Raw genomic sequence first — 12,286 nt, 5'->3', positions numbered from 1 at the left:
GCGCAGCAGAGCAATGCGCAGGCTGTAATTTAAACAAGACTATAAAACCGCGCGATAATAAAAAAGGCCATAAAGGCCTTTTTTAGGGGGTATCACTTTTCATTTGAGACTGAATATAATTTGGTAATCCAATCAGTTTTATTAAGTTCAGGTGCTGCTCTAACCAATAGATATGATCCATTTCGGTATCATCAAGTAAGGTTTCGAGTATTTCCCGTGTCACATAGTCTTTTTCGTCTTCACATACTTTAATGATTTCGATAAGACTTTGCTGAACCGTGTGCTCTGCTGCTAAGTCGTTTTCGAGCATTTCTTGCACATTGCTGCCAACGTTAATTGGTTTACGTGACGCCGTGTCCGGTGTTCCTTCTAAAAATAGAATACGCTCAATCAATTTATTGGCGTGTTCTAGCTCTTCTTCATATTCGTGGGCTAATTGCTTGTGTAGTTTTTCAATGCCTAAATCTTCATAAATTTTACCGTGCGCCAAATACTGATCCATTGACGTTAGTTCAAGTGTAAGCTGGCGGTTAAGTAAATCAATAATCTTCTGATTGCCTTTCATTACTTACTCCTCAATTTGACTTTGTAGGTAATTTTCAATACCGATGTTACCGATCAGTGAAAGCTGTGTTTCTAACCAATCAATATAATCTTCTTCATACTCTAAAATATCTTCGAGCAATTCTCGGCTAACGTAATCTTGTTTGTCTTCACACAATGCGATTGCTTGTTTTAATAATGGAACTTGGTCCATTTGCATAGCAAGATCACATTCAAGCATTTCAGTGGCGTTTTCACCTATGCGCAAACGCTCTAAATGTTGAAGGTTTGGTAAGCCTTCTAAGAATAAAATGCGTTCAATCAAATCATCCGCTTGCTTCATGTCTTTAATTGACTTTTTATAGGCCTTTTCATTTAGTTCCTCTAGGCCCCAATTTTTAAACATACGTGCGTGTAAAAAAAACTGATTAATTGACGTTAATTCGTGTGTAAGCACTTGATTTAACGTCTTCAGTACGTCTTTATTTCCTTTCATTACGATTACTCTACGCGATATTAGATGTATTAACTCTAGCGCATATAAAACGAGAAACAAGGGTTCTAAAAGATTGTTTTTATATTAAAAATTCAATAACCTAGCTAAAATGTTTAAGCAATTTTAAAGGCTATTGAAAATGATTTTTAATTGGTTTACTACCCAAGTTTGAACTATGCAATTTTTAACAATGTACTAAACTTGAATTATTGAGTTGTGAAGGTTTAGCACTATGAAAATTGCATTTAAAAAAGCCATTGCAGTTACGTTATTATTGGTTATCACAAGTACGTTTTTACTCAATATTCTTATGCAAGAATACACTGGCTGGACTAAAAAATTGGCGTGTTACGACAAGTGTGAAACACTCGGGTTTGAGTCATGTGTGTTGAAAACGAGCAAAAGCGATATACATCAACATCAATGCAACGGCATTAACAACAACGATATTATCGTGTTAGTTCTAAACTAATCTGGAAATCTAGTCTGTATTGTTCGAAAAACTTCGTTAAAACAGTCATTTAGTAAACTTAAATTAATTGGTCTTCAAGCTCTGTAAATAGGTTTTCTAACTCAGCTTTATTGTACACAGTGCTCGCTGCACAACTAAATTTTAATGGTTGGCCAAGTAATTTGTCTCTATTGATTGAAATTGCTTCAAAGCGTTTCTTTAATGCTTCAACATCACCTTGTTCAAGCCCTGGGCATACACAAATAAACTGTCCTGCCTGCCAATACGCTACAAGCTGGTCGCCACTTAGCTCTTTTGAGATATGGTATAAAATTTCAATTAAAACGTGTTCAACAACGGTCTGACCAAGTAAAGAGCGAATATTCTCAAGCCCTTCAATGTCGACTAACAACACCCCTACTGGGTATTCTTTGTTTTCGTTTGCTTGATTTAATATACGTTGCACCGCACGTCTGTTAGGCAAGTTGGTCATTGGGTCAATCATTGACAACTCTTCAGCGTATAGCGAAAACGCTTTTGTATCTTGCCAACGTCTGTAAGCATATGCTGAAAACCCCAAACTCAAAACGCACAGCGTAGGAATGACTTCCGCCAGCCCCCTAACTCCAACTTCGTGGCTGATATGATGCAGCCAATCAATTACGTTGAACAACAAGAACAAAAAGTAACTTACAACAAACAACAAAATCAGCGCAATTAAATCCCAAAACATACGCTTTCTAATTTGTTGCTTTATTACGTCTATCATAACTGCTCTCGGCTCTGCTTAACTGCTAATAGGGCTTTTCCTCAAAGTATAGCAGTCTGCAATGGGTTAACGTGATTATGTACCACAAAACGTACGATAACTCGTATCAAACGGGTGATTAGCGTGAAGTTCGTTAGCGCTTTGATTGTTTAATAATGCAAAATAATGCGAAATGGTTTGAGTTGCCTGCTTGGGATTAGTTACACACTTATCAAGCAAGGTTTCAATGTCGCTGTTGGAAAAATATGCATTTTTTATAACATGACACATTCGTGGTATTAAGTCCAATTTTCGCTGTGATTGCCATAACTTAAACCATTCTGATTGAACAATATCGTAATCACCATGTATGTGTTTTTCCGTCATTGCCAATTGGCTAAAAGCACCATTAAAATCTATTTGTTCCTGTTCGAGATACTTCAATAATGCTTGAACAACTGGTTTTGATTGTTGTTCTTTTGGGTCAAGGGCAAGTTTTTCACACATTCGCTGGTGGAAATAGCTTTCATATTTTTGTGGAAACAAATTCAATACAGTTGAAAGTAGCGATATCGACTTGTCTTCATCTTGTGCGACAAGTCCAATAAGACTTTCGGCTAAGCGCGCAAGATTCCAGTGCATTATGCCTGGTTGATTACGGTACGCGTAGCGCCCTTGCCTATCAATACTGCTAAACACTTGCTCAGGTTTATAGATTCCCATAAATGCGCAAGGGCCAAAATCAATACTCTCTGCACTTAATAAAACATTATCGGTATTCATAACCCCGTGAATAAAGCCATTAGCCATCCAACTTGCTACTAGATCAGCTAATCGGTCACTTACAACATCAAACAATGAGAGGTATGGATTTTCATGGTCAATAAGTTCTGGGTACAGTTGCTTTATTGTGAAATCGGTGAGTGTTTTTAATACATCGCTGTCTTGATGCATCGCCGCGTATTGGAACGAGCCAATGCGTAAGTGACTTTTTGCTACTCGGCATACCACTGCGGCTTGCTCAAGATCATCGCGCATAATTTTATCGTCGCCTGCAACCACGTACAGACTGCGCGTTGTATCAATACCCAGTTTATGCAGGTATTCACTTACAATATATTCTCGAAGTGCGGCTCTAAGCGTTGAACGTCCATCACCTCCTCGCGAATATCGCGTACGCCCACTGCCTTTAAGTTGCAAATCATAATGTAACCTATTATCTGCGCTCACTTGACCCAGTACATGCGCACGGCCATCACCAAGCTGAGGCGTTAAATTGCCAAATTGATGCCCCGCATAGCCAAGGGCAAGAGGATTGCACGAATCAATCAATTCATTACCCGCTAAAATCGATGGGTTTTGCGAATTAAAACCAACAGGCAGAGTTAAACTTGACGCTAACTTATCGTTAAACACAATAGTTTTAGGCTGTGCCAGCGACTCTGGTTTAATCGATTGAAATAACGCGTCAGGTAGTTCACTATAGTATTGAATTAAAGACATAAACGATCCCCAGAATAATTAGCGCCAACATGGAAAAGACGTGTGTAATGATTAAACCGTTATTCGACACTTTTGCTCAACTGCCTTATCAAATCGATTACGCACAACGTCATTTTAATGTTGGAAATTATACACATTTAAGTAGGTTAACGCAGGCGCAATTAAACGACTTAACGTTTTGTTTAAAGTACTTACAAAAAGTAGGTATAAAAAGTGAAAACAGTTTTAATCGTTTTCGTAATGAAATAGAAAAATTATTGCTATGGCTTTGGTTCAAACATAATTGCGGCTTGAGGTCGCTTAATAAAGAATTATTAACCACATATACATTATTTTGCCAATCTCCGGATGCCACTTGGTGCGCACTCAGGCATAATCCGCGTTTTAAACTGCGTAATGGCGAGCGCCATGTTAATGAAAACTGGCGCCCCTTTAAATCTGCGGTAATGAGTTATGAATCTCGCGCGTCGATGTTTACTGTGCTTAACCACTTCTGCGATGCCTTAACGCAAGCTGCTATTATTAAAGTCAACCCAATAAAAGCGCTGAGAAAAAACGACGCAATTTTAAAAAAGAATAATAAGCCTGTAACGCGCACAAAAGCGATTGACGAAAGCATGTTGCGGGATGCGTTTGCGCGCTACCAAAACGATATTCATAAAATGCGCAACTTGTTCTTGCTTTACCTAGTTAGGAAAGCGCAATTGCCGCTGCAAGCTTTTTCTCAACAAAACGCTGATTCAGGCCCACTGTTGGCCCACCTAGACCTTACCGAACAAGTACTTTATTTTTTTGATAATAATCAGTTAACCCCGCATCGTTTGTGTGACATTGGGTTACAAATCGCGACATGTTACAAGCAGCTTCGCGGAAATGCGCTTACGCTAGATGCCCCCTTGTTTCACAGAGAAAGGGGTAATGGCAGTTACGAAGTCCGGCAGTTAAGACGTTTAATCACCGCCATGGAAAAAGAGATCAGCTAATTATGGAAAATGAATACGCAATCTTCGTCGCAATTACAAGCTTGGTTATCGTCTATTCGCTTTTTGCCAAACGTATTGGACAAGTAAGCATCACAGGCCCAATGTTTATGCTGTTTTTCGGCTTTTGTTTTGCGTATTTTTTTAGAGCTCCTAACCACTTAGAATTTGACGTATCTGCATTTCAAATTTATATCGAACTCACCTTGGCACTCATCTTATTTGGCGACGCGGCGAAAGCCAGGATATCGGTGTTAACGCACAGCTACCTCTATCCGCTTTTACTGTTACTCATAGCAATGCCGTTAACCTTTTTATTTGGCACCTATATCGGCACTATTTTATTTCCTGATGAGCCATTTATCCATTTGGCTTTGTTGGCGATTATTTTAACGCCAACAGACGCAGCGCTCAGCAGTAACTTTATCGACAATCAAAAAATTCCAGCGCAAACACGCGAGGCAGTAAATGTTGAAAGCGGATTAAATGACGGTTTAGCGGTACCCGTATTTTTATTGCTTTTATATTCCGCGAGCAATCAACAAACCTTGAATCTAACAAATACGCTTATGATTGCAGTCAAAGAAATCGGCGTAGCGATTTTTGTGGCCGTTATTGTGTCTGTACTCGTCTTTAAGCTAGTGATATTTTCTGAAAAATACCGACTTTATAACAAACAAAATGAAGTATTTATTTGTGTTGCTATCGCTATTTTAATCTTTTTAGTTGCGCAACTATTCGGCGGTAGTGGTTTTTTTGCCGCCTTCACCGCAGGCTTGCTGTTTGATTTTAAATTTAAAAAAGCGTTTAAACGTCAGCGACTCAGTAACGCCCATGCCTTAGCTAACACCTGTGCACTCATAATCTGGTTTATTTTTGGTAACTTTGCCTTTAATTATTTGATTGATGGTGTGTCATTATTAGTTTTACTTTATGCATTATGCGCGTTAACTGTTATGCGCATCATTCCCGTGTTGTTGTCTCTGTTATTTACGCAACTTAACCTTAAACAACGATTTTTACTGGCATGGTTTGGCCCTCGCGGTTTAGCTTCCGTTGTTTTTACATTGATTTTATTGCAGCAATTAGATGGAGTCTCAGAACAGTTAATCGACATTGCTATTTTAACAATAATATTAAGTGTCTTTTTTCATGGAATAAGCTCTAGAGTCAAGTAATTGAAGGTTTTGAAAACAATATACATTAACAATTGTTTACACTCGCAAATGTTAAATAGTTGTAACCACATGTAACTCACTGTTACATTCCAAGTTCCTATAACGACAACAACCTGGGAACTATTATGACAAACAAACCTCTAAAGCTTTGTTCACTGGCAGCGGTAGCGCTTGCAGTTAACACCGCAGTAGCGACTGAAGCTGAAGGCTTATTAACCGTTAACTTATCAGACCGTGCAGCCGTAAAATCACCTTTACCAAAGCGCTATATCATTAAATATAAAAACAATTCAGCGTTTATGAATTTTGCACACTCAACAAATGTTGAGTTCGCAACTACTGATCGTTTATCAAAAATGGGCGTTAATAACGCGCAATTCAATGCATCTATTAACGCGAATATTGCACGCTTATCAGATTCACAATTAAAACAATTACAAAACGACCCTAACGTAGAATACATTGAAGAAGATTTACCGCGCCGATTAATGGCACAAACACAGCCTTACGGCATTGCAATGGTACAAGCTGATCAGGTTGATGATTCAGTTGCATCAGCTGCAAATAACGGTAAAAAAATCTGTGTAATCGACTCTGGTTTAGATCTTCCACATGAAGATATGGGCACTAATGGCGGTACCGTAACTGGCACAAACAACAGTGGTACAGGTAACTGGTACCAAGAAGGTGGTCCTCACGGTACACACGTAGCGGGTACAATTGCAGCCATTGATAATGGTGTTGGTGTACGCGGTGTAATTGGTTCAGATCCATCACTTCATATTATTAAAGTATTTAACGCAAGCGGTTGGGGTTACTCATCTGATCTTGTTGCGGCAATGAATGAATGTAAAAACGCAGGCAGCGACGTTATTAACATGAGTCTTGGTGGCTCAGGTTCGAGCACATCAGAGCGTAATGGTATTCAAGCAATTGCTGACGCTGGTTTATTACTCATTGCGGCTGCTGGTAACGATGGTAACCCATCGAATACTACTGATATTGAAAGCTTCCCTGCATCATATGATTCAGTAATGTCTGTCGCAGCGATTGACAGTGCAAAAGCACTGGCCGATTTCTCACAAAAGAACAGCCAAGTTGAAATCGCAGCACCGGGTGTAGATGTGTACTCAACTTACCCAGAAGGCACGGGCCAAGTTGTTTCGCTATCTGTTGGCAGCAATGCATACAGCGTTAACGCAATGGAAAACAGCGGCTCAGTTACTGCACCTCTTTATGATTTTGCTACAGGTGAATCTACTGATTCAGGCGCAAACGGTAAAGTATGCCTAATTCAGCGCGGTAACATCTCATTCCACGACAAAGTTAAAAACTGTCAAGATAGCGGCGGCGTTGGCGCGGTAATCTATAACAATGCAGCAGGTAGTTTCGGCGGTACGTTAGGCGATACAAACCAAACTTCGATTCCAGCTGTAACAGCTACCGATACTGACGGTGCAGCAATGCTGTCTCAAACTGGTCTATCAACAACAATTGAGATTGGTACTGGTAACTACGGCATGATGAGCGGTACTTCAATGGCATCACCACATGTAGCGGGTGTAGCAGCATTAGTATGGAGCCATCACCCAAGTTGTAGTGCAGACGATATTCGTGGCGCATTAAATGCAACGGCTGAAGATTTAGGTACAGCAGGTCGTGATGTGAAATTCGGTCACGGTTTAGTGCAAGCGAAAGACGCTATCGACTATTTACAAGCAAATGGTTGTTCGGGCGGTACAACACCACCTAACCCAGGTGAGAATGTACTTGTTAACGGTCAGACGGTATCAGGTATTAGTGCAAATACTAATGAAGAGATCCTGTACACATTTGAAGTTCCAGCAGGCGCTACCGACGTAACAGTATCAATGAGCGGTGGCTCTGGTGACGCTGATTTATATACGCAATTTAATGCAGCACCAACTGACAGCAGTTATGAGTGTCGCCCATATAAATCTGGTAACAATGAAACATGTAATCTAACGCAATCTGGCGGTACTTATTATGTGCGCTTAAAAGCTTACAGCAGCTTTGCCAATGTAAGCCTTACCGCAAGCTATACTGAAGGTAACGACGGTGGCACAGGAGAACTTACGCCAATTAACGATACCGTAAACGATGTATCAGTTTCACGTCGTAGCTGGCAGCGTTATACAATTGACCTAGCAGCTGGTTACACTGATTTTAATGTAACTATGTCTGGCGGTACTGGTGATGCGGACTTATATGTAACGCATGGTGCTCAATCAACAACGAGCAGCTATGATTGTCGTCCATATGAAAGTGGTAACAATGAATCTTGTTCATTCAGCACACCACAGGCAGGTACTTGGTACATTGACGTATACGGTTATCGCGCAGCAAGTGGTATTACGCTAAACGTGCAAGCTAACCCATAAGCAACACGACATCTTAATCATTGAAAAGCAAGGAAAGTGGCTAGCCACTTTCCTTTTTTGTATTAATAAACCTCTTGCGGGCCGTCAACCGCCACACATTTTTCATTTTTACACATGCCTTTTGGTTCAAATAGGCGCTGACAAATCCCCATTGTCCCCTCTAACGCATGTTTACTCTTTTCTAAGCGAATAAGTTCAGCAGTAAGTGCTTCAATTTCATCTTTATCACTAGTTTTTGATGATAAAACTGCATAACCACTTGCGCCGCCACAAGGGTTAGAACCGGTTGACACGACATAACATTGTGCACTTGTATCACAACTTACGTCCGATTGCGCAAGCTCAATACGCTCTTTAAAACCGTCTAGCGTTTTGCTGTCCGTTTTTGCAATGCTCACCTCTTTATCCAAGTTTTTAAGCTTGTCTGATGTCTCTACTTTTTTAACGCTTTGCTGTGCTTGAGGCTTTAACTCTTGTTTTAATTCTTGTTTTACGTCGTTATTGCTATTAACTTCGTTGTCACCACACGCAGTTAACATAAAAAGCGCCGACAGCGCGATTATTTTATTCATTGGAGCTACTCCTAATATTTAACCTCAAATATAAATTAAAAATTTGCTTCTAACTTTCATTTAAGCAAGCCTAAGTCTTTAACTCAGTAGCAATCACTTGCTAGGACTAATAAGTACTTTTATATTTTCAGGACTTTAATACGTCGTAATTTTGTATCTTACATTCAAGTTACTTAAACACGATTATCCTTAAGAAAAAGATACCAGTCTTGTAACAAAGACACAAAATCATCTAAGCCGCATTCACTTAGATCATTTGTTGTATCAACCGATAGCATTTCTTGATCAAACCGTTCTTGTTCAAAATCGCTTACGCAATGTTGGTTCACACGTACAGCAACCTCTCCATCAACAATCGACATCACCATTTCTTTACCACGGAAATTGACATCATGGGTAAATGCGCTCGTTTTTTGATTAACTTGAACGAGTAAATCATTCACCGCGCTACTACTAATGCCTGTTTCGTCAACAAGCCAACGGGCGATATTTGCTTGTTCATCGCTAATCAATAGTCTAAACCCATCGATCGGATCTTTGATAAACTGATATTCCACTACTTAAACTCTCAATACTAATTATGCTGCTAATTGTACGCGTTTGTTGTAACAACAACGATATCGATTTCGTGTTATTGCCAAATAAACACCTACCCTCGCAAAACCATTACCTAAACTGCACACCATTGCGTCGATTACAGTGAGTTATTAACTAGTATGATGTGTTCTTATTGATTATTTTATATAAAATAGAAATAACTAATTGCAAAGCCCAAGGTCATAATACCGTGCGGTAACATCACATGAGGCCAAAACAAGCTTCTGTAAAACAACGTTCTGCCTTGCTTATTGTATTCACAACTCCAAGATGCATTAATCTGTAAACAATCAATCTCAGTAATTGTACCGTTTAAGTACCCTTCTATCTCGGCAATACGTTGATAATTAGCGCTTTGAAATGTTTTCCAGTACCCTTCGATTAGCCAAAACAATAATGCCGCCATCGCCGCGTACAACAACACATTATACGTTTTGCTAAATGCCCCCGAGCTTAAAACAGCCATTGCCAATGACACACTCCACGCCTTAATGGTTAGCGACTTAGCATCAAAGCTTTCTACACGTGCTTGTAAATGAAAGTATTCCTTTTCTAAAAAAACGATTTTTTGTTCTTCTGTCACTTTGTACTCCTTTTAAAAACAAGGCTCATCTTGCGGTTACCACGGTTGTTTGTCTACTAAATTGTTGCATTCGTCCTGATTTCGCTGTTAAAGCCAATTAACTAGGATATTGTGATACAAACTAAAAAAATAAAAGGCATTTTATGTTTACTCCAACCAAAGCGATGATGCTAGTCGGTGCATTTGCGGCGTATGCAGCACCCAGTTTTGCAAATACATTTCAAGCAAATGACGTATTTCAGCTAGAGTATGCAAATTCACTTAGCGTATCACCTAATGGCAAACACATTGTGTATGTTAGAAATAGCAACAACATCATGCGTGACGCAACTGATAAGCACTTATGGTTGGTAAATACTGAAACAGGTGATCAAACACCGCTCTTTTCTGATGATAAACAATACAGTTCACCTATTTGGTCACCAAGTGGCGATAGGATCGCATTTATTAGTAACCTCTCAGGAAACAAACAAATACACGTCCACTACCTTAAACAAAACCGCACAGCAAAAATTAGTAATGTGCAAAGTGGCGTTACTAACCTAACCTGGTCACCCGATGAAAAGTGGCTCGCTTTTAGCCAAAAAGTGTCTGAAAAACCTAGCGTCATCGCAAAAATGCCTACAGCCCCTAAAGGGGCTAAATGGTCAAAGCCGGCCATTGTCATCGATAAAGCATATTATCAAGCTGACGGCAGTGGCTTAGTAAAACCCGGGTATAATCAACTGTTTGTAATTCCTTCGGAAGGCGGAACACCGCGCCAAATCACTTCTGGTAATTATCATCACAAAGGCCGTTTAGCGTGGCGCCAAGATAGCAAAGCGATTGTGTTTTCTGCGAACCGTATAACTGACTGGGAATACAAAACGTTGGAAGGCGACTTGTTTCAAGTAGACGTAAACAACTTAGAGTTAACTCAGCTAACAAACGCGCCAGGACGCGAGTTCAGCCCACAATTTTCAAAAAACGGTAACAAGCTCGTTTATTTACAAAGCTCTAATGCACTCAACCCATATCGCAATAACATCTTGAATGTGATGGATTGGCAAACGAAGCAATCAAGCCAAATTAAGCCAGACTTCGACCGCTCAGTTAACCAGCCAAGTTGGATTGGTAAAAACACCATCGCATTTAGCTATGATGATTTTGGTAAACGTAAAGTCGCCACTATTACGACTAAAGGTAAGTTAAAAGACTTAACTGATACCTTGTCAGGGACCACACTCGGTCGCCCATATATTAGTGGTGAATTTAGTGCAAATTACCAAGGTGATATTGCATTTACGCACGGCAGCGCAACAAAACCTGCCGATGTAGCGATAGTTTCAACAAAAGGTAAAGTTACCCAACTCACTGCGCTCAATAACGACTTACTAAACCATAAAACATTGGGTGAAGTTCACGAGATTAACTACAAATCGTCTTTTGATGGGGAGCAAATTCAAGGTTGGTACATCACTCCACCTAATTTTGATCCAAACAAACAATACCCAATGATTTTAGAAATCCATGGCGGTCCGCATTTAGCCTATGGTCCGCATTTTTCTGCAGAATTACAGCGTTTCGCTGCCGAAGGCTATGTTGTGTTTTATGATAATCATCGCGGCAGTAGTTCATATGGCGAGCGCTTTGCAATGCTTTTAAAGTATAAATACTCGTCAAAAGAAGACTTTGCCGATCACAATTCAGGCGTTGATGCGATGATAGCGAAAGGTTTTGTTAATCCTGACCAAGTTTATATTGCGGGTGGTTCCGCAGGGGGTATTGCAACAGCCTACGCCATTGGCTTGACCGATCGCTTTAAGGCTGCGGTTGTTGTAAAACCTGTTATTAACTGGCTAAGTAAAGTGCTCACCGCCGATAGTGGCCTTCGCCAAATTCCAACACAATTCCCGGGTATGCCTTGGGATAACGTAGAACACTATTGGCAGCGCTCGCCACTCTCGCTGGTTGGTAATGTAACAACACCGACCATGCTGATCACAGGAGAAAAAGATTTACGCACGCCGATGGCAGAAACTGAGCAATATTATCAAGCGCTTAAACTACGAAAAATAGATAGCGTATTGGTGAAAATTCCAGGCGCTTATCACGGTATTGCAAGTAAACCGTCACGCATGATTAGTAAAATTGAACATACGCTCGCGTGGTTTGAAAAATATAAATAATTTAACAGTGGAAATTGGCAAATAACAATCGGGGTGCCCCAACCTCAATGCCAATTACACATTGA

At 40.1% G+C, this 12,286-nt stretch carries 12 protein-coding genes; 5 read left to right on the top strand and 7 right to left on the bottom strand.

Translation table 11 applies throughout. The features are described 5' to 3' along the window. Positions 1–82: 82 nt before the first annotated feature. Both bfr (ACHSBP_RS13085) and bfr (ACHSBP_RS13080) read right to left on the bottom strand, forming a co-directional pair. The gene (gene bfr / locus ACHSBP_RS13085; RefSeq protein WP_395389087.1) at positions 83–565 is read right to left on the bottom strand and encodes a bacterioferritin; all 483 of its coding nucleotides are present in this window, start codon (positions 563–565) and stop codon (positions 83–85) included. Between the two features lie 3 nt (positions 566–568). Next, positions 569–1,039 (bottom strand): bacterioferritin, encoded by a 471-nt coding sequence (gene bfr, locus ACHSBP_RS13080; protein ID WP_395389085.1) that lies wholly within the window; start codon positions 1,037–1,039, stop codon positions 569–571. Positions 1,040–1,271: 232 nt separating this feature from the next. Between bfr (ACHSBP_RS13080) and ACHSBP_RS13075 the strand changes: the two genes are divergently transcribed. After that, complete coding sequence (locus ACHSBP_RS13075) at positions 1,272–1,511, top strand: hypothetical protein (RefSeq protein WP_395389083.1); 240 nt, start codon at positions 1,272–1,274, stop codon at positions 1,509–1,511. Positions 1,512–1,569: 58 nt separating this feature from the next. Here ACHSBP_RS13075 and ACHSBP_RS13070 read toward each other — a convergent pair whose 3' ends face one another. After that, complete coding sequence (locus ACHSBP_RS13070; protein WP_395389082.1) at positions 1,570–2,259, bottom strand: diguanylate cyclase domain-containing protein; 690 nt, start codon at positions 2,257–2,259, stop codon at positions 1,570–1,572. A 75-nt stretch (positions 2,260–2,334) separates the two neighbouring features. Beyond that, the gene (locus ACHSBP_RS13065) at positions 2,335–3,741 is read right to left on the bottom strand and encodes a protein adenylyltransferase SelO family protein (protein ID WP_395389081.1); all 1,407 of its coding nucleotides are present in this window, start codon (positions 3,739–3,741) and stop codon (positions 2,335–2,337) included. A gap of 47 nt (positions 3,742–3,788) precedes the next feature. On the opposite strand from ACHSBP_RS13065, the gene ACHSBP_RS13060 reads away from it, so the two are divergent. From ACHSBP_RS13060 to ACHSBP_RS13050, 3 genes are all read left to right on the top strand, one after another. Further along, on the top strand, positions 3,789–4,724 hold the full coding sequence (locus tag ACHSBP_RS13060) for a hypothetical protein (protein WP_395389080.1): 936 nt from the start codon (positions 3,789–3,791) through the stop codon (positions 4,722–4,724). A 2-nt stretch (positions 4,725–4,726) separates the two neighbouring features. Beyond that, positions 4,727–5,899, top strand: a complete 1,173-nt coding sequence (locus ACHSBP_RS13055) for a cation:proton antiporter (protein ID WP_010559245.1) — start codon at positions 4,727–4,729, stop codon at positions 5,897–5,899. A gap of 125 nt (positions 5,900–6,024) precedes the next feature. Continuing rightward, positions 6,025–8,301 carry a S8 family serine peptidase gene (locus ACHSBP_RS13050; protein WP_395389078.1) on the top strand — a complete coding sequence of 759 codons (2,277 nt, stop codon included), beginning with the start codon at positions 6,025–6,027 and terminating at the stop codon, positions 8,299–8,301. Positions 8,302–8,363: 62 nt separating this feature from the next. Here the strand turns inward: ACHSBP_RS13050 and ACHSBP_RS13045 are convergent, their stop codons facing one another. The 3 genes from ACHSBP_RS13045 to ACHSBP_RS13035 form a co-directional block, all read right to left on the bottom strand. After that, entirely contained in the window at positions 8,364–8,873 is a 510-nt protein-coding gene (locus ACHSBP_RS13045) for a hypothetical protein (protein WP_010559247.1), read from the bottom strand. 173 nt (positions 8,874–9,046) lie between these two features. Next, positions 9,047–9,430 (bottom strand): YacL family protein, encoded by a 384-nt coding sequence (locus tag ACHSBP_RS13040; protein WP_010559248.1) that lies wholly within the window; start codon positions 9,428–9,430, stop codon positions 9,047–9,049. 182 nt (positions 9,431–9,612) lie between these two features. Then, the gene (locus ACHSBP_RS13035) at positions 9,613–10,053 is read right to left on the bottom strand and encodes a hypothetical protein (RefSeq protein WP_010559249.1); all 441 of its coding nucleotides are present in this window, start codon (positions 10,051–10,053) and stop codon (positions 9,613–9,615) included. Between the two features lie 164 nt (positions 10,054–10,217). On the opposite strand from ACHSBP_RS13035, the gene ACHSBP_RS13030 reads away from it, so the two are divergent. Next, the gene (locus ACHSBP_RS13030; RefSeq protein ID WP_040642602.1) at positions 10,218–12,221 is read left to right on the top strand and encodes a S9 family peptidase; all 2,004 of its coding nucleotides are present in this window, start codon (positions 10,218–10,220) and stop codon (positions 12,219–12,221) included. Positions 12,222–12,286 lie beyond the last annotated feature (65 nt).

It is taken from the genome of Pseudoalteromonas sp. XMcav1-K (assembly GCF_044005875.1).
Taxonomy (GTDB): Bacteria; Pseudomonadota; Gammaproteobacteria; order Enterobacterales; family Alteromonadaceae; genus Pseudoalteromonas; species Pseudoalteromonas spongiae.
The sequence above is the reverse complement of the archived record's forward strand: the minus strand, read 5'-3'. Positions and strand labels throughout refer to the sequence as shown.